At 69.0% G+C, this 16,519-nt stretch carries 16 protein-coding genes and 1 tRNA gene; 12 read left to right on the top strand and 5 right to left on the bottom strand.

The window, feature by feature from the left end:
* Nucleotides 1-78 precede the first annotated feature (78 nt).
* The 9 genes from ACUN0C_RS08140 (at nt 79) to phoB (ending at nt 9,589) form a co-directional block, all read left to right on the top strand.
* The gene (locus ACUN0C_RS08140) at nt 79-1,287 is read left to right on the top strand and encodes a glycosyltransferase family 4 protein (RefSeq protein ID WP_445465831.1); all 1,209 of its coding nucleotides are present in this window, start codon (nt 79-81) and stop codon (nt 1,285-1,287) included.
* Between the two features lie 68 nt (nt 1,288-1,355).
* Nucleotides 1,356-2,006: a class I SAM-dependent methyltransferase gene (locus tag ACUN0C_RS08135; RefSeq protein ID WP_445465830.1), complete on the top strand. Its 651-nt coding sequence runs from the start codon at nt 1,356-1,358 to the stop codon at nt 2,004-2,006.
* Between the two features lie 54 nt (nt 2,007-2,060).
* Nucleotides 2,061-3,365 (top strand): ATP-binding protein, encoded by a 1,305-nt coding sequence (locus ACUN0C_RS08130; RefSeq protein WP_445465829.1) that lies wholly within the window; start codon nt 2,061-2,063, stop codon nt 3,363-3,365.
* Nucleotides 3,366-3,503: 138 nt separating this feature from the next.
* Entirely contained in the window at nt 3,504-4,547 is a 1,044-nt protein-coding gene (locus tag ACUN0C_RS08125; RefSeq protein ID WP_445465828.1) for a PstS family phosphate ABC transporter substrate-binding protein, read from the top strand.
* 65 nt (nt 4,548-4,612) lie between these two features.
* Nucleotides 4,613-5,992 carry a phosphate ABC transporter permease subunit PstC gene (gene pstC / locus ACUN0C_RS08120; RefSeq protein ID WP_445465827.1) on the top strand — a complete coding sequence of 460 codons (1,380 nt, stop codon included), beginning with the start codon at nt 4,613-4,615 and terminating at the stop codon, nt 5,990-5,992.
* Nucleotides 5,985-7,265, top strand: coding sequence for a phosphate ABC transporter permease PstA (pstA, locus tag ACUN0C_RS08115; protein WP_445465826.1), 1,281 nt, complete (start codon nt 5,985-5,987; stop codon nt 7,263-7,265). The genes pstC and pstA overlap by 8 nt, the downstream gene beginning before the upstream one ends.
* 23 nt (nt 7,266-7,288) lie before the next feature.
* A complete protein-coding gene (gene pstB, locus ACUN0C_RS08110; protein WP_445465825.1) occupies nt 7,289-8,164 on the top strand; it encodes a phosphate ABC transporter ATP-binding protein PstB in 876 nt (291 codons plus the stop codon).
* Between the two features lie 14 nt (nt 8,165-8,178).
* Entirely contained in the window at nt 8,179-8,886 is a 708-nt protein-coding gene (gene phoU, locus ACUN0C_RS08105) for a phosphate signaling complex protein PhoU (RefSeq protein WP_445465824.1), read from the top strand.
* Nucleotide 8,887: 1 nt separating this feature from the next.
* Complete coding sequence (gene phoB / locus ACUN0C_RS08100; protein WP_445465823.1) at nt 8,888-9,589, top strand: phosphate regulon transcriptional regulator PhoB; 702 nt, start codon at nt 8,888-8,890, stop codon at nt 9,587-9,589.
* A 35-nt stretch (nt 9,590-9,624) separates the two neighbouring features.
* Here the strand turns inward: phoB and ACUN0C_RS08095 are convergent, their stop codons facing one another.
* The gene (locus ACUN0C_RS08095) at nt 9,625-10,131 is read right to left on the bottom strand and encodes a GcrA family cell cycle regulator (protein WP_445465822.1); all 507 of its coding nucleotides are present in this window, start codon (nt 10,129-10,131) and stop codon (nt 9,625-9,627) included.
* A 406-nt stretch (nt 10,132-10,537) separates the two neighbouring features.
* Here ACUN0C_RS08095 and ACUN0C_RS08090 point away from each other — a divergent pair.
* From ACUN0C_RS08090 to ACUN0C_RS08080, 3 genes are all read left to right on the top strand, one after another.
* Nucleotides 10,538-10,623, top strand: a tRNA-Leu gene (locus tag ACUN0C_RS08090).
* Nucleotides 10,624-10,788: 165 nt separating this feature from the next.
* Complete coding sequence (locus ACUN0C_RS08085; protein WP_445465821.1) at nt 10,789-11,619, top strand: endonuclease/exonuclease/phosphatase family protein; 831 nt, start codon at nt 10,789-10,791, stop codon at nt 11,617-11,619.
* Between the two features lie 41 nt (nt 11,620-11,660).
* Nucleotides 11,661-13,184 (top strand): phospholipase D-like domain-containing protein, encoded by a 1,524-nt coding sequence (locus ACUN0C_RS08080; protein ID WP_445465820.1) that lies wholly within the window; start codon nt 11,661-11,663, stop codon nt 13,182-13,184.
* Nucleotides 13,185-13,197: 13 nt separating this feature from the next.
* Here the strand turns inward: ACUN0C_RS08080 and ACUN0C_RS08075 are convergent, their stop codons facing one another.
* Genes ACUN0C_RS08075 through ACUN0C_RS08060 form a run of 4 tightly spaced genes read right to left on the bottom strand, consistent with a single transcriptional unit; the run spans nt 13,198 to nt 16,487 of the window.
* Nucleotides 13,198-13,461 carry a hypothetical protein gene (locus ACUN0C_RS08075; protein ID WP_445465819.1) on the bottom strand — a complete coding sequence of 88 codons (264 nt, stop codon included), beginning with the start codon at nt 13,459-13,461 and terminating at the stop codon, nt 13,198-13,200.
* A complete protein-coding gene (locus tag ACUN0C_RS08070; protein ID WP_445465818.1) occupies nt 13,403-14,443 on the bottom strand; it encodes a class I SAM-dependent methyltransferase in 1,041 nt (346 codons plus the stop codon). The genes ACUN0C_RS08075 and ACUN0C_RS08070 overlap by 59 nt, the downstream gene beginning before the upstream one ends.
* Nucleotides 14,440-15,435 (bottom strand): GNAT family N-acetyltransferase, encoded by a 996-nt coding sequence (locus tag ACUN0C_RS08065; protein ID WP_445465817.1) that lies wholly within the window; start codon nt 15,433-15,435, stop codon nt 14,440-14,442. Before ACUN0C_RS08065 ends, ACUN0C_RS08070 begins: the two co-directional genes overlap by 4 nt.
* Nucleotides 15,432-16,487, bottom strand: coding sequence for a glycosyltransferase (locus ACUN0C_RS08060; protein WP_445465816.1), 1,056 nt, complete (start codon nt 16,485-16,487; stop codon nt 15,432-15,434). Before ACUN0C_RS08060 ends, ACUN0C_RS08065 begins: the two co-directional genes overlap by 4 nt.
* Nucleotides 16,488-16,519 lie beyond the last annotated feature (32 nt).

The raw sequence follows: 16,519 nt of genomic DNA, 5'->3' as shown, positions 1-16,519 counted from the left end.
GAGGCAATCGCGCTCCGCGTTTACGCCGGCTTAGAGCGTCATGCGCTAGACGGAGCCCAATCGAGGCGGTGGACGAGCATGAACGGCCGGAAACTCACCATCCTGCACGTCGTGAGATCGCCCATCGGCGGAATCTTCCGGCATATTGCCGACCTCGCGACGGCGCAGTCGGCGGCTGGGCACCGGGTCGGCGTCATCTGCGATTCCACCACCGGCGGCGCCTTCGAGGACGAGCAGATCGCCGCGCTCGCCCCTCGCCTCGCTGACGGTGTGCAGCGCATCCCGATGAGCCGCTCCATCGGCCCTCGGGACGTGCCGGCCACGATCGAGGTTCATCGGCTGGCCTCGGCGATGCGCCCCGACGTCATCCACGCCCATGGCGCCAAGGGCGGAGTGTACGGCCGGCTCGCGGCGGCCCTTGCGCGCCGGGACGGGCGGCCTGTCTGTTCCTTCTACGCGCCGCATGGCGGCAGCCTTCATTACGATCCGGCCTCGCTCGAGGGCCGCATCTACTTCAAGGTCGAGCGCGCACTGGAGCGCCTGACGGACGGTCTCATCCACGTCTCCCGCTACGAGCAGGAGACCTATCGCAGCAAGGTCGGCCTCCCGCGCTGCCCGGCGCATGTCGTTCACAACGGTTTGCGGCCGGAGGAGTTCGAGGCGGTCGTCCCCGGGCCGGATGCCGCCGACTTCCTCTATATCGGCATGATGCGCGACCTGAAGGGCGTCGACCTCTTCATCGAGGCGCTTCGCGAGGTCGCCGCCGGCCGACCGCCGATCCGCGCGCTCCTCGTCGGTGACGGCGAAGCCGCAGACATGGCGCGCTACCGGGAGCAGGTGGACAGGGCAGGGCTCTCGGCGGCGGTGCGCTTCGAGCCGCCGATGCCGGCGCGCGTCGCCTTCGCCAGGGCCAGGACGATCGTCGTGCCGTCGCGCGCGGAATCGCTGCCCTACATCGTGCTCGAGGCCGCGGCGGCGGGCCTGCCGATGATCGCGACCAGCGTCGGCGGCATCCCGGAGATCTTCGCCGGCGAGGAGGACCGGCTGGTGGAGGCGGGGAGCGCGGCGGCGCTCGCGGCGGCGATGCGGCGTGCGCTCGACGAGCCGGGACCGATCTCGAACGAGGCCGCCGAACGGCGCATTCGCCTGAAGGGGCAGTTCTCGCTGGCCCACATGGCGGGCGCCATCGAGGCGATCTATCGCTCCGCCCTCCGCGCCCGCACGATGCGGGGCGAAATCGCCGAACGGGCCCCCGTTCCGAGCCCGGGCGGCAGCGGCCCCGCTTGACGGAACCGGCTGCGCCGGGTCTGGTTTGCCCGCAAAGCGACGGGCCCGCGACCGCCTCGGGAGAGGGAATGGCAGAAGACAGAGACGCCGCCAGAAGCCTCGATTCGACATCGGTGCGGGACGCATACCGACGCTGGGCGCCCGTCTACGACCTTGTCTTCGGAAAGGTGATGGAGAGCGGGCGGCTCGCCGCCGCCCGGGCGGTCAGCCGGCCCGGCGCGCACATCCTGGAAGTCGGCGTGGGGACGGGCATCGCGCTGCCGGCCTATGATCGCGGCTGCCGGGTCACCGGCATTGATCTCTCGCACGAGATGCTCATGCGGGCAGCGGGGCGCATCAGGGAAGATCGGCTGTCGAACGTCACCGGCGTCGCCGTCATGGACGCGGCGCGGCTCGGCTTCGCGGACGCCTCGTTCGACGCCGCCGTCGCGATGTTCCTGATTACCGTCGTACCCGACGTGCCGGGCGTGCTCGCCGAGATGGAGCGGGTGGTGCGTCCCGGCGGCGACGTCGTGCTCGTCAACCATTTCGCGGCGCGGTCCGGCCCGCGCGCGGCCATCGAGCGCTTCATGGCGCCGCATGCGCACCGGCTCGGCTGGCATCCAGACTTCCCGATCGAGGCGGTGACCGGGCAGACGCGGCTGGCGCTCGTGGAAACGACGCCGATGAGCCCGCTCGGCATCTTCACCCTGCTGCGCTTTCGCAAGAACGTCGCATAAGATCGGCCACCATGGCCGAATGCCCGACTGAGCTTCGGTCACCCGGGGGGAGGAATGGCCGACAGAAGAACGACCGGCGGCCGGGAAGAGGACCTCGTTGGCCAGATCCTCGACCGGATCACCTTCGCGCGTGCGCCGCTCGCGGCGTCGGCGCTGGTGCTGGCACTCGGATGGCTGCTCGGGCTCGCCTCCGGCGGGTTCGTGCTCGCAGGATGGATGGTCGTCCTGCTCGCCACCCTCGTGGTGCCGGTCCCGGTCCCCTCGGGCGCGAGCCAGGCTGCGGCGGAACGCGCAGCGGTCTGGCCGGAGACCCCGATGAAGGCGGTCGTCGACGCGCTGCACGACCCTGCGATCGTCCTCGACCGCACCGGCGTCGTTCGCTACCTCAACCAGAAGGCGGCATCGGCATTCCCCTCGACCCGGATCGGAAACCTGCTCGCCCTCACGTTCCGCACCCCGGAATTCACGGACGCGATCAAGGCGATCGTCGCCGGCCGGCCGTCCGCGGTTCAATTCCAGGAAGGCGGGCAGGGCGGCCGCACTTTCGCGGTCATGTTCACCCCCTTGCGGGAGCCGTCCAGTGCCGGCCAATTCGCACTGGTCACGTTCGACGACGCGACCGACCGCTTCGCCGTGGCCAGGATCAGGTCAGACTTCGTCGCCAATGCCAGCCATGAACTCAGGACGCCGCTCGCCTCGCTCACCGGCTTCATCGAGACGCTGCTGGGGCCCGCTCGAAACGACCCAGCGGCTGCCGAGCGGTTCCTGCGCATCATGCTCGAGCAGGCGAACCGGATGCGGCGCCTGCTGGACGATCTCCTGTCGCTGAGCCGGCTCGAGATGCGGGCGCACCGCCGCCCGACGGAGATCGTCGACGTTGCAGGCACCGTGCGCCACGTCGCCGACACGCTGGTTCCGGTGGCGGAACGGTTCGGGGTGGAAATCGGGATCGATCTGCCCCCGGAGAAGGTGCTCGTGACGGGCGACCCGGACGAGCTCGTGCAGGTCTTCCAGAACCTCATGGAGAACGCCATCAAGTACGGCGCGGCCGGTGGCCGGGTCGATGTGCGGCTCGCTGCGGTGCCGGCAGGAGCGGGCAAGCGCGTCCGCATCTCGGTGCGGGACTACGGGCCCGGCATCCCGCCGGAGCACCTTCCCCGGCTGACGGAGCGCTTCTACCGTGTCGATGTCGGCGCGAGCCGCGAACGCCAGGGCACCGGGCTCGGACTGGCGATCGTGAAGCACATCCTGGCCCGCCACCAGGCCCAGCTCCTGATCGAAAGCGAGCCTGGTTCGGGCGCCGAATTCACCGTCGAAATGCCGGTGGCGCCGGCCTCTAGTGCAGACCGGGCAGCCTAAGAGCCTGTTCCAGAACGGGTTCCGAAGTCATCGAAATGTCACGGCGCTGTAATATAGCCATCAAGGGCGAAGCCTACCTAAGCAGCGGCTGAGCCGACGAAGGTTCGGCGGAACGGATCAACACAGGGAGATCCCACCGTGACTAGCAAGCTTCTCACCGGCGCCGCCATCTGCGCGGTCGCTCTCGCCGGCGTATCCGGCGCCGCGGCGCAAGGCGCCCGCGACCAGATCCGCATCGTCGGCTCCTCGACGGTGTTCCCGTACAGCCAGGCCGTTGCGGAGCGCTTCGCGAGCACGACCGGCAGCCGCGCGCCCGTCGTGGAATCGACCGGCACGGGCGGCGGATTCAAGGTCTTCTGCGAAGGGGTCGGCGAGGCCACCGCGGACATCACCGGCGCCTCCCGGGCGATGAAGGAATCGGAATGGGAGCTCTGCAAGCAGAACGGCGTGACCGACATCTCTGAAGCCCAGATCGGCTTCGACGGCCTCTCGATCGCCGTGTCGCGCAACGGCGCCGATATGGACCTGAGCAAGGCCCAGATCTTCCAGGCGCTCGCCGCCGAGGTCGAGGTCGACGGCCAGGTCGTCGCTAACCCGTTCAAGCGGTGGAACGAGATCGACCCGTCGCTCCCCGACGACCAGATCACCGTGTTCGGCCCGCCGCCGACCTCGGGCACCCGCGACGCGTTCGTCGAGCTCGTCATGGAGGAGGGCTGCGCCGAGTACCAGGCCATCCAGGCGCTCGACGGAGACCGCAAGAAGCAAGTCTGCCAGCGCATGCGCACCGACGGCCCCTTCATCGAGGCCGGCGAGAACGACAACCTCATCGTGCAGCGCCTGCAGCAGGACGCGCATGCCGTCGGCATCTTCGGCTATTCGTTCCTTTACGAGAACGAGGACACGCTGAAGGCCGTGAAGGTGAACGGCGTCGAGCCGGCCCTGGAAACCATCGCCACTGGCGAATACAAGGTTTCCCGGCCGCTGTTCTTCTACGTCAAGAACGCCCATCGCGGCGTGATTCCGGGCCTCACCGAGTTCGTCGAGGAGTATGTGAGCGAGGACTCCATCGGCGAGGACGGCTATCTCGGCGAGCGCGGCCTGATCCCGCTGCCGGAGGCTGACCGCAAGACGATGCAGGACGCCGTCGTCGGCGGCGAGCATTTCAGCCGCTACGGCAGCTGAACCTAACGCTCCCGCGGCGGCCTCGGCCGCCGCGGGGCTCCCTTCGTCGCGGCAGAAGGCGGATCATGACGGGCTATCTGTTCCTGGCGATACTCCTGCTGTCAGTGACCGCCTATGTGGTCGGCCGGCGCGAGGCGTACGTATTCGGCGGCCGCAGCGCCCAGAAGCTGCATTCCCGCCCCATCTATCACGGCTTCTTCGTCGCGATCTGGGTCGGCATTCCGGCGATCATCCTCGTCCTCGTCTGGCTGCTCTTCCAGAACGCGATCATCGATCGCCTGCTGCTCGCCTCGCTGCCCTCTTCGCTGACGGACGGAGCATCGCCGGCGCAGCTCCGGCTCTTCCTCAGCGAGATCAAGAACGCCGCCGGCGGCCGCACGTTCGGCAATCCGTCGCCGGAAATCCTCGCCGCCGCGGAAACGCTCGTCCGCTGGCGCGAGATCGCGCGCTGGGCGATGGTGGTCGCCGTGGCCTGCCTGACGATCGTCGGATTGCTCGTGGCACGCAGCCGCCTCTCGCCCACCTTCCGCGCCCGCCATGGCGTCGAGCACGTCCTGACCTGGCTGATGGTGTTCTGCTCCGTCGTGGCGATCCTCACGACGACCGGCATCGTGGCCTCGCTCCTCTTCGAGGCCTGGCAGTTCTTCGGCATGGTTCCGATCGCCGAGTTCCTGTTCGGGCTACGCTGGGAGCCGCAGATTTCCATCCGCGCGGACCAGATCGCCGGCGCCGGCGCCTTCGGCGTGGTACCGGTGCTCACCGGAACGTTCCTCATAGCGCTCATGGCCATGATGGTCGCGGTGCCGATCGGTCTCCTCTCCGCCATCTACCTCGTGGAATACGCCGACAAGCGCGTGCGGACCGTCGTGAAGCCCGTGCTCGAGATGCTCGCCGGCATCCCGACCGTGGTCTACGGCTTCTTCGCCGTGCTGACGGTCGCGCCTGCGCTCCGCCGCTTCATGGCTTCGATCGGCGTCGACATGGCGCCGAACAGCGCGCTCGTGGCGGGCGGCGTCATGGGGATCATGCTCATCCCGTTCATATCCTCGCTCGCGGACGACGCGCTCACGGCCGTTCCGAGAACGATGCGCGACGGCTCGCTCGCGATGGGCGCCACGCCGGCGGAGACGATCTCCCGCGTGCTCATTCCGGCCGCGCTCCCGGGCATCATGGGCGGCGTCCTTCTCGCGCTCAGCCGCGCGGTCGGCGAGACGATGATCGTCGTCATGGCGGCCGGGCTCATTGCCACGCTCACCTTCAACCCGCTCGATTCGGTCACGACAGTGACCGTCCAGATCGTGACGCTCCTGATCGGAGACACGGAATTCGACAGCCCGAAGACGCTCGCTGCCTTCGCGCTCGGCCTCCTCCTCTTCCTGATCACGCTGAGCCTCAACGTGATCGCGTTGCGCATCGTGCAGAAATACCGGGAACGCTATGAATAGCTCGACCACCGCCGGGCACCGGCTCTCGTCCGATGCCGCCGTGCGCCTCCGGCGGAAGCGCTACGCCGCCGACCGTCGGCTGCGTTGGTTCGGCATTGCGGCGATCGGCGCGGCCGTGCTGCTGCTCGGGACGCTCGTCACATCGATTGTCGTGACCGGCCTGCCGGCATTCAAGCAAACCCAGATCGCACTCGACGTGAACCTCGATCCGGAGCGGATCGACCCCGAGAACCTGTTCAGGGCCCGGTACGAAGCGGTCCTGAGGGACGCGCTGGGCAGCCTGTTCCCGGGGATCGAGGGACGCGACCAGCGCGCCCTCAATGCCATGATCAGCGGCGGTGCGCAGTTCGTGCTGCGCGACATGGTCGTCGCCAACCCGTCCTGGATCGGGCAGACCGTGCGGGTCGAGATTCCCGTCTCCGATCCGTTCGACCAGCTCGCGAAAGGCAACATCAGCCGCGACACGCCCGAGCGGTTTCGCCGGGTGAGCGACCAGCAGATCGCGTGGTTCGATGCGCTCGAGGCAGACGGCCGCATCACCCAGCCCTTCAACTGGGGCCTGTTCTTCAACGCGGACAGCCGTTTCCCGGAGCTGGCCGGCTTGTCCGGGGCGATCGTCGGCTCCTTCTTCGCGCTCCTCGTCTGCTTCCTCCTGAGCTTCCCGATCGGCATCGCCGCGGCGATCTATCTGGAGGAGTTCGCCCCAAAGAACCGATGGACGGCGCTCATCGAGGTGAACATCAACAACTTGGCGGCCGTGCCGTCCGTGGTGTTCGGCCTGCTCGGCCTCGCCGTCTTCCTCGGCTGGTTCGGCCTGCCGCGTTCGGCGCCGCTCGTCGGCGGCATGGTGCTCGCGCTGATGACCCTGCCGACGATGATCATCGTTACCCGCGCGGCTCTGAAGGCCGTTCCGCCGTCGATCCGGGAGGCCGCGCTCGGCATCGGCGCCTCCAAGCACGAGATGGTGCTCCATCACGTGCTGCCGCTCGCGATCCCGGGCATCCTGACCGGAACGATCATCGGCCTCGCCCAGGCGCTCGGCGAGACCGCGCCGCTCCTGCTGATCGGCATGAACGCCTTCATCACGAGCCCGCCTGGCGGCATCCTGGACTCCTCGACCGCCCTGCCGACCCAGATCTTCATCTGGGCCGACAGCCCTGAGCGCGGCTTCGTCGCGCGCACCTCGGCCGGGATCATGGTCCTTCTCGGCTTCCTCCTTCTCATGAACGCGGTCGCGATCTTCCTGCGGCAGCGGTTCGAACGCCGCTGGTGAGCACAATGACGATGAGGATGACGATGACGACGGAAGAGCGGAACGCCACGATCCCGATCGGGGTGGCAGCCGAGGAGCCGGCGGACCGCGAGACGCTGATCGCGCAGGCCAGGGAGGCGGCGGCGAAGGCGCCGGACCAGGCGCCGGTGAAGCTGAAGACGCGGCAGGTCTCCGTCTTCTATGGCGAGAAGCAGGCGCTCTTTTCGGTCGACCTCGACATTCCCAATCGCGAGGTCATCGCGCTCATCGGGCCGTCCGGCTGCGGCAAGTCCACCTATCTGCGCTGCCTCAACCGGATGAACGACACGATCGACATCGCGCGCGTCACCGGCTCGGTCGAGCTGGACGGCCAGGACATCTATGCGCCGGAGGTCGACGTGGTGGAGATCAGGGCGCGCATCGGCATGGTGTTCCAGAAGCCGAACCCGTTCCCGAAGTCGATCTACGAGAACGTCGCCTACGGGCCGCGCATCCACGGCCTGGCCCGCAACAAGTCGGAACTGGAGGAGATCGTCGCCGGTGCGCTCAAGCGTGCGGCGCTCTTCGACGAGGTCAAGGATCGGCTGCACGAGCCCGGAACCGGGCTGTCGGGCGGGCAGCAGCAGCGGCTCTGCATTGCGCGCGCCATTGCCACGAACCCCGAAGTGATCCTGATGGACGAGCCGTGCTCGGCGCTCGACCCGATCGCCACCGCCCGCGTCGAGGAGCTGATCGACGAGCTGCGCGAGAACTACGCGATCGTGATCGTGACCCACTCGATGCAGCAGGCGGCGCGCGTCTCGCAACGCACGGCGATGTTCCATCTCGGCTACCTTGTGGAGGAGGGCCCGACCGACATGATGTTCACGAATCCGCACGACCAGCGGACTCAGGACTACATCACCGGCCGGTTCGGCTGAGCGGAGGACGCAGAATGAAGCAACACATCGTCACCTCCTTCGACGACGAGCTGAACGAGCTCTCCAGCCTGATCGCCACCATGGGTGGCCTCGCCGAGCAGCTCGTCGGCCGGTCGGTGAGCGCTCTGCTGAAGTCCGATCCCGAACTCGCGCAGGACTGCATCTCGGCCGACAAGAAGGTCGACGAGATGGAGCGCGAGATCGAGGAGAAGGCGATCCTCGTCATCGCCCGCCGTCAGCCGATGGCCCAGGACCTGCGCGAGATCATCGCCGCGCTCAGGATCTCGAACGACCTCGAGCGGGTCGCCGACCTCGGCAAGAACATTGCGCGCCGCGCGCTCGCGATCGACGCGCAGAAGTTCGGCCAGCGAGTCTATGTCGGGGTGGAGCATCTTTCCACGCTCGCGCTCGAGCAGCTGAAGCTGGTGCTCGACAGCTACGCCACGCGGGATGTGGAGAAGGCGCGCGAGGTCTGGGCAAAGGACGACGAGATCGACGCCGTCTATACGTCGCTTTTCCGGGAACTCCTGACCTACATGATGGAGGACCCGCGCAATATCGGCATGTGCACGCATCTCCTGTTCTGCGCGAAGAACATCGAACGGATCGGCGACCATGCCACCAACGTCGCGGAGACGATCTGCTACCTGGTCACCGGCCAGCCCTTCGACGAGTCCCGCGAGAGCAGCACCACCCGCCTGACGCAGGCGGAGCAGGCCTGAAATGCCGAAGCCGCAGGTCCTCGTGGTCGAGGACGAGGAGCCGCTCGCGATCCTGCTCCGCTACAACCTCGAGGCGGAGGGGTTCGACGTCGAGACGATCGCCCGCGGCGATGAGGCGGAAATCCGTCTGCGCGAGCGGCAGCCGGACCTGCTGCTCCTCGACTGGATGCTGCCGGGCCTGTCCGGCATCGAGCTCTGTCGCCGGCTGCGGACTCGCGGGGAGACGGCACTCCTCCCGATCGTGATGTTGACGGCGCGCGGCGAGGAGGACGAGCGCATCCGTGGCCTCGCCACGGGTGCCGACGACTTCGTCGTCAAGCCCTTCTCGGTCCCCGAGCTGATGGCCCGCATCAAGGCCATCCTCCGGCGCGTCCGCCCGGACGCGGTGAGCACCGTCCTTAAGGCTGGCGACCTCGAGCTCGACCGGGAAACCGTGCGCGTCCGCCGCGGCGGCCGCGAGATCCACCTCGGCCCGACGGAGTTCCGGCTGCTCGAATTCCTGATGAAGAGCCCGGGCAGGGTGTTCAGCCGCGAACAGCTGCTCGACGGCGTGTGGGGGCGGGACGTCTATGTCGACGAGAGAACGGTCGACGTCCATGTAGGCCGGCTGAGGCGCGCCCTGAACCGCGGCCGGGCTCGCGATCCGATCCGCACGGTCCGCGGCGCCGGCTATTCCTTCAACGAGCAGTTCGAACGCGCCTGAGCGCCGCTCCGGACGCCGGCGCGCCCGTTTTGGCCTCAGGCGTGGGCGCGCTTCGCCCGGCGGCGCGGATCGGGTGTCTGGTAGGCGACGCCCGCATGGTACTCGCAATAGGGCAGGCCTTCGAGCGACTGGTGCCCGCAGAAGTGGAAGTCGGAATGGCCGGGATCGCCGATCGGCCACTTGCACGTATGCTCGGTGAGCTTCTCGATCGGCAGGCGCTTGGCGATCGGGACCACCACGGCGTTCTTGTGCTGAACGACCGGCAGCATTTCGACGTCTTCGATCGTGTCGAGCGCGAGAGCGCCTGCGACCGGGTGCATCCTCGGTTTGCGGGGGGCAGGCGTTGCCGCAACGGCGGTCCGGCGCTGCCGCTTCACCGTCGAGGTCGGCTGACCGCGGCCGGAAAGCCCCAGCCGGTGGATCTTGCCGATCACCGCGTTGCGGGTGACGCCGCCGGCAAGTTCCGCGGCGATCTGGCTCGCGCTCCTGCCTTCCTGCCAGAGCCTCCTCAAAAGCTCCACTCGGTCGTCGGTCCAGGACATGGGGTCTCCTTGGCACCTTGTTTCCTGCCGCATCCGGACGGAATCCCGAGCTGTTCGCGAATGCCGAAGCGTCCGCGCCAAACGCTAGAACTTGATCGGAATTCTGTCCGCCGCACGACATCTCGTGCTTTGCAGCTCGGAAACTATAGGTGCCGTGACTCGCTCACAAGAGTCGCCGAATCTTTTCCAAGGCTTTCGTTGCGAGATGCGCGGAAGTGAGTCGGGAATGCCACACCAGCAGCATGCCCGGACTGCCTGCCGCGGAATCCCGTCCGTCGACGGCGAGGTGATCGAACGGGCCAGAGGCTCGCCGGTGTGCGCCCGCGCGCCTCTGAACGACCGACGCGTTGTCCGTCGCGTCATTGACGCGCGGGCGGCCGTCCGTATGATCCGCCGCGCGCCCGGGGCCCCTGTGGCGGAATGGTAGACGCGGCAGACTCAAAATCTGTTGCCTGCAAGGGCGTGCTGGTTCGAGTCCGGCCAGGGGCACCAACCGCTATCGCCTGCCGCGCAGGCGTGGCCGGGCCGGCTCAGGTCTTTGCCGGCTTCGCGGGAAGGAGCCGCATCGGCTCATCCGGCCGGCAAAGTAACGTGTCGCACGCGCGAACCTCGTCTCTGCTCTTGCGTTGATCCCCGCATCGAATATCTGGACACTGCATGCGGCTGCGCAAAAGACGATCTCCCCCCGGACTGGACGCTCTCGAACGGATCGAAGATGTCGAGCCTGCCGGCACGGTAGCCGCGCGGGATTGGTCGGCGGTGCCGGCGCTCGACGCAGACGGCTTCACGATCGCCACCTACAACATCCATTCCTGCGTCGGGCTCGACGGCCGCCGCGACCCCGAACGCGTGGCGGCGGTGCTTTCCGAGCTCGACGCCGACATCATCGCCCTTCAGGAGGTGGATTCGCGGCGGGTGAAGTCCGGCCGAGGCTGGGTCGACCAGTTCGAGTACCTGGCCAAGCTCACGGGATATCATGCGGTGCCCGGGCCGAACGTGGTCGACCATTCCGGCTCGTTCGGAAACGTGGTGCTCAGCCGGTACCCGATCCTGCGCTCGCATCGGATGGACCTGTCCTTCACTGCCTGGCGCGAACCGCGCGGCGCGATCGACGTGGAAGTCGCGCTGGGAAGCAGGCGACTGCGCGTTGTCGCGACCCATCTCGGCCTGAGCGTCCGCGAGCGCCATACCCAGGTCCAGCAGCTGCTCGCGCTCCTCAGGGCGCGCGCCGAAAGCGACACGCCTTGCGTCCTCCTCGGCGATCTCAACGAGTGGCGCCCGCGCGGGGGCAGCCTGCGGCCGCTGATGGGGCAGCTGCAGCCGTCGCCCCAGCTGGCGACGTTCCCGACCTGGCGGCCCCTCTTGCCGCTCGACCGGATCTTCGTGAACGGCACCAGCATGGACCATGTCGCCGCGCATCGCTCGGCCGACGCCCGGGTCGCTTCCGATCATCTGCCGTTGAAGGCGGTGTGCAGCTGGAATGACTGATCTCGCGGCGGAGAGCCGACTGGCCCGCAAGGAGTGAACAGATGAAATCCGAGCTGGCGCCCCCGCTTCCCGGCGCCGCCGCCGCGCCGCCGTCATCGGCTGCCTCCATCCTGGTGCCCGGCCGCAATTGCTGGCGCGTGGAGCGTGCGACGCGGGCGGCCCTGCTGGTCGACGCGATCAGCTATTTCGCGGCTGCCAAGGCGGCCATGCGCAAGGCCGAGCGCTCCATCATGCTGATTGGATGGGACTACGACCCGCGCATCCGGCTCGAGCCTCATCGAAACGATGCCGAGGAGCCCGACCGGCTCGGCGATCTCCTGGAATGGCTCGTGGCGCACAGGCCCGGCCTCGAGGTGCGCGTCCTGAGATGGGACATGCCGCTTCCGCTCGGGATCGCCAAGCATCCGAAGCTCGCGCTCCGCATCAGGGACTGGGTGACCGACGTCCGCATGAACCTCAAGCTCGACGGGACCCATCTCGCCGGCGCATCGCATCACCAGAAGCTCCTCATCGTCGACGACCGCATCGCCTTCTGCGGCGGCATGGATTTCGGCTGCAACCGCTGGGACCGGCCGGGCCACGTCGCCGACGACCCGTGCCGGATCGATCCGGACGGCTCGCCCTATCCGCCGCGCCACGACGTCACCATGGCGGTGGAAGGTCCGGTCGTGGACGCGCTGTCGGCGATCGCGCGCGAGCGCTGGCGGCTCGCGATCGGGGAAACCGTCACCACCGCGAAGGGCGAGCACGATTGCTGGCCCGACCATCTGGCAGTGGACATGACCGACGTCCCGGTCGGTATCGCCCGCACCGAGCCGGAATGGTACGGCGCGCCGGCCGTGCGCGAGAGCGGCGCGCTCTTCGTCGACATGATCCTCGATGCCCGGCGGACCATCTTCCTGGAGAACCAGTACTTCACCGGGGACCCGATCATCGCCGCCCTCGAGAAGCGCCTGGCCGAGCCGGACGGGCCGGAGGTGATCGTCGTCAATCCGGAGCAGAGCCCCGGCCGCTTCGAGCGGATCGCGATGGACACCGTGCGCACCGTGCAGGTCGAGCGGCTGCGCAAGGCCGACCGCCACGGCCGGTTCCGCATCCTCGCGCCCTACAATGACGCCGGGCAGGCGGTCATCATCCACTCGAAGGTCTCGGTCATCGACGACCGGCTGCTCCGCGTCGGGACATCGAACATCAGCAACCGGTCGATCGGGTTCGACACCGAATGCGATCTCGCCATCGAGGCGCAGCCGGGGGCGGCGAACGACGAGGCGACGCGGCAGGCGATCTGGGCGTTCGGCATTGGGATTCTTGCCGAGCACGCCGGCGCGGATCCCGCCGCTTTGGCAGCCGCCCATGCCGAGACCGGCAGCCTGATCGCCGCCCTCGAACGCGCCGCAGCCCCGGGGCGCCTGCGCCCTCTGCCCGATGCGAAGCCGACGCCCTTCGCGCGCTGGGCGACGCGGCGGCACCTTTTCGATCCGGTCGACGCGAAGGATGCGTGGTGGCTGCTGCACCGGCCCTGGCGCCCACGCGGGGAGCATTCGAGCGGGCCGGTGGCGTCCTGACGCCTCGTCCCGTTCAGGCCTTGCGGGAAGGGGGAGGCGTGGGCCGCAGCGGCCGATAGTCCGGTTCCATGCAGCCCGCCTCCTCGTCCGTCATGGCCGGGGCGGCAGCGACGTGGTGGGCGATCGGCTCGCTGCCGCCATCGCCGAAGATCGGATGATCCGTCTGCCGCTCCTCGGCCTTGTCCTGGTTCGGCGCCGGCGCGGATGGCTGCCGGAGTTCATCGGGTACGTCGAGCCGGGAGCGCCGGCTGAAGGTCGCCTTGTCTTTCCCCGCCATGGTCGTCCTCGCTTGGATGAACGGGGATAACGGACGTGTCCCCGTCGCCGTTCCCGCCGCACGCGTCCGGCGGCTTTCGGAGGCGGAAGGCGACGCCGTCCCAGAGGGTGAAAGGCCGCGTGCCGGCTTCCTCCAGCGTGAGGCCGCAACGCGCCGCGTGGCGGGCCAGGTCGCCGTGGTCGGCATCCAGGTCGCCGCGATACGAATAGTTGAGGATCGCAAGGGTGCCGCCGGGCCGCAGCACCCGCGCCGCTTCCTCGACATGGCGCTCCGCCAGCGCGCCGCCGGCGAGCACGAGATAGGGAAAGCTGTCGAGCGCCAGGACGAGATCGAACGCGCCGTCCGGGCAGATCGCAAGATCCCGCCCGTCGGTGATTTCGAGCGTCACGTTCGGCAGACCCGCGCAGGCGTGCCGCGCCGCGCCGATCATCCCGGCCGAGACGTCGATGCCGGTGACGGTGTGCACCAGCGGCGCGAGAGCCGCGGCCATCCGTCCCGCGCCGCAGCCGAGGTCGAGCACGTCGCGACGGGGCCCGATCAGCCCCCAGCCATGCAGCACGCCGACGGCCTCGGCGGTGATGCGGGCGAGAAGCGCGGCATCGCCGAGCGAATAGAGCGCGACGCCGGCCGTCGGGGAGAGCCGGGCCACCCGGTCGAACGTCTCGGCCCAGAAGCCCGCATCCTGCGCCGGGTCCCTGATGCTGTCATGCCGAGCCTCCGCAAGGACCGCCCTGATCGTGCGCCACGCATCGGGATGGGCGCGCAGCATGTCGCCGAGGGTGTTCAGCCTCTCGCGCTCCGCTCGGCCGAGACCGGCCGAAGCGATGCCGGCGAGGGCGCGCCCCGCCTCGCCCGGATGCTCCGCCTCCGCGAGCACGCGCATCAGGGCGACATTGGTGGGGATCTCCCCTGTAAGGAGCGCCCTGAGCGGCTCCCTGAACCGCTCCGCCACGTCGGCAAGTGCGGCCGCGACCGCCGTCATCGGTGTGCCCCGCGACGGAAGGTGCGCACGCAGTTCCGGCGGTCCTCCGCGCCCCAGGCGTACTTGTAGGGTTCGCCGCCGCGCAGGAAATGGAACGCGCCCGCGCCCGCCTCCGCGGCGTCCGCGATTGCTGCGCCAATGAGGATCGTGCCAGGGCTCTCGAAGGCGTCGTCCGGATCGAACCCGCCGAGATAGGCATAGGCGTGCTGCCCGGAACGCAGCCCGTAATAGGCGCCGACGGCGCGTCCGCCGATCTCAAGGATCTTCAGATGAGCGAGGCCGCGCTCCGCGAGCGCGGGAAGGGCGGCTTCGTGGAACAGGCGCAGCCGCGGATCGGCGAGGACGCCGGCCTCTCCGCGAGAGCCCCAGCGCTTGCCGTGAAGGTCGATGAGGAGATCAAGGAACTGGGAGATCTCCCCCGCTCCGACGGCCCTCGCGCGCACGCGCCCGCGGCGGCCGGCGCGGTTCTGCGCCATGCGCAGCTTCCGGAGCTGCCGTGCCGGCACGTTTCCGCCGAGCGGATCGGGTCCGGAGCCGATCGCGAGCACGGGGCAGGGATCGGAGGGCTCCACCGCTTCGCGGAAGCCGGCGGGGCAGGGCAGATCGAGGGCGGCGGATTCGGGCGGCAGGTCGGGGAAGAGCCAGTGCGGCACGCCCGACCCGGAGATGTGGCTGGAGATCGCCGTCAAGGCTTCTCCCGACGCTGCCGGGTCGATCAGGATGTCGAGATAGTCGCTGATCGAAATTCCGATCGGCAGCGCGCGCCCGCTCCCGTCCTCGATGTAGAAGGGCGCGAGGCCGACCAGCATGCCGCCGCTCCGCACCGCGAGGACATGCAGGCGGCCGGGATGGAATGCCGACCACCACGCCCCGAGCCAGGCCGGCGTCTGGAACGGGCTCGCGGCCGGCGCGCGCTCCCAGAGCGACCACCAATCCTCGACGAGGCCGGCGAGCTCATCCCGATCCGAGAGGATCTCGACGGCGCAGCTCATGCGACAGAACCGGCGTAGCGCCTGTGGTCGCGCAGGATCCGGCGGTACAGACCGATATAGCCGTCGATCATGCGCTCCGTTGAGAACCGTTGCGCCGCGGTCCTGCAGGCCTCCGGGTCGATCAGCCCTGATTGCCCGATCGCGGCGGCCATGGCTTCGAGGTCGTCGACGAGATACCCGGTCCGGCCGTTCTCCACGGTCTCGGCAAGTGCGCCGCGGTCGAAGGCGATCACGGGCGTGCCGCAGGCGAGCGCTTCGCGGGCAACGAGCGAGCTCGTCTCCGCCGCGAGCGACGGAAGGAGCAGGCAGCTTGCCGCACTCAAGAGCCGCCGCTTGCGGGCGAAGCCGACAGGACCGAGGAACCGGCAGAGCGGCCCGAGCCTCGGCGCGACCTCCTCCTCGAAATAGCGGCGATGGTCGACATAGGGAAAGACTTCACCCCCGATCAGGAGCGGAACGCCTGCGCGCGCCGCAGCGTCCATGGCGATGTGGACGCCCTTCTCGGGGCAGATCCGGCCGAGAAAGAGCGCAAAGCGGCGTCTGGCATGGCGTGCCCCAAAGAGGACGTCGGGAACGCCGTTTCCGACCGGTGGCAGGAGGTGCGGGACGCTTGGGCAGGCCTCGTGCTGCGTGGCGGAGACGCAGTTGAGGTAGGTGTCCGGGCGATGCGGCCGCAGCGCTTCCGGCGGATACAGGTCGGGCGGCAGGTGCAGCGTGGCGAGCACCGGCACGGGCCGACCGGGGAGGTAGGCATGGAAGTCGACCCCGTGCATGTGCACGAGGTCCACACGATGCGTCCGCAAGGCAGTCCCGATTGCCGCGCGGTGCCGCTCGTGGCCGCGCCGGCGCGCGGCATCGTCGAGGGCTCCGGCCGGCGCGGGCACCGGAACGAGCGTGCCGCCCGAGCTCGATCCCTCCTGGGCAACGACGATCGAGCGGTGCCCGCGCCGGACGAGAGCATGGTCGATGGCGCTCAGCACCTGCTCCGCGCCGCCGACCGCGTCCGGGCCAACGGCGGCGAACGGGTAGGCGACGCTGAGCACGGTCAGCATTGGTCCGCCTCCGGCGGGGCGCCGTCCCGCCG

The sequence above is a fragment of the Faunimonas sp. B44 genome (assembly GCF_052655945.1).
Note: the sequence above shows the minus strand (reverse complement) of the source record. Positions and strands in the feature narration are given on the sequence as shown.

Coding starts and splice junctions, on each gene's coding strand:
- ACUN0C_RS08140 (WP_445465831.1), top strand. CDS start 79: ATGAACGGCCGGAAACTCACCATCCTGCACGTCGTGAGATCGCCCATC.
- ACUN0C_RS08135 (WP_445465830.1), top strand. CDS start 1,356: ATGGCAGAAGACAGAGACGCCGCCAGAAGCCTCGATTCGACATCGGTG.
- ACUN0C_RS08130 (WP_445465829.1), top strand. CDS start 2,061: ATGGCCGACAGAAGAACGACCGGCGGCCGGGAAGAGGACCTCGTTGGC.
- pstC (WP_445465827.1), top strand. CDS start 4,613: ATGACGGGCTATCTGTTCCTGGCGATACTCCTGCTGTCAGTGACCGCC.
- pstA (WP_445465826.1), top strand. CDS start 5,985: ATGAATAGCTCGACCACCGCCGGGCACCGGCTCTCGTCCGATGCCGCC.
- pstB (WP_445465825.1), top strand. CDS start 7,289: ATGACGACGGAAGAGCGGAACGCCACGATCCCGATCGGGGTGGCAGCC.
- phoU (WP_445465824.1), top strand. CDS start 8,179: ATGAAGCAACACATCGTCACCTCCTTCGACGACGAGCTGAACGAGCTC.
- phoB (WP_445465823.1), top strand. CDS start 8,888: ATGCCGAAGCCGCAGGTCCTCGTGGTCGAGGACGAGGAGCCGCTCGCG.
- ACUN0C_RS08095 (WP_445465822.1), bottom strand. CDS start 10,131: ATGTCCTGGACCGACGACCGAGTGGAGCTTTTGAGGAGGCTCTGGCAG.
- ACUN0C_RS08085 (WP_445465821.1), top strand. CDS start 10,789: ATGCGGCTGCGCAAAAGACGATCTCCCCCCGGACTGGACGCTCTCGAA.
- ACUN0C_RS08080 (WP_445465820.1), top strand. CDS start 11,661: ATGAAATCCGAGCTGGCGCCCCCGCTTCCCGGCGCCGCCGCCGCGCCG.
- ACUN0C_RS08075 (WP_445465819.1), bottom strand. CDS start 13,461: ATGGCGGGGAAAGACAAGGCGACCTTCAGCCGGCGCTCCCGGCTCGAC.
- ACUN0C_RS08070 (WP_445465818.1), bottom strand. CDS start 14,443: ATGACGGCGGTCGCGGCCGCACTTGCCGACGTGGCGGAGCGGTTCAGG.
- ACUN0C_RS08065 (WP_445465817.1), bottom strand. CDS start 15,435: ATGAGCTGCGCCGTCGAGATCCTCTCGGATCGGGATGAGCTCGCCGGC.
- ACUN0C_RS08060 (WP_445465816.1), bottom strand. CDS start 16,487: ATGCTGACCGTGCTCAGCGTCGCCTACCCGTTCGCCGCCGTTGGCCCG.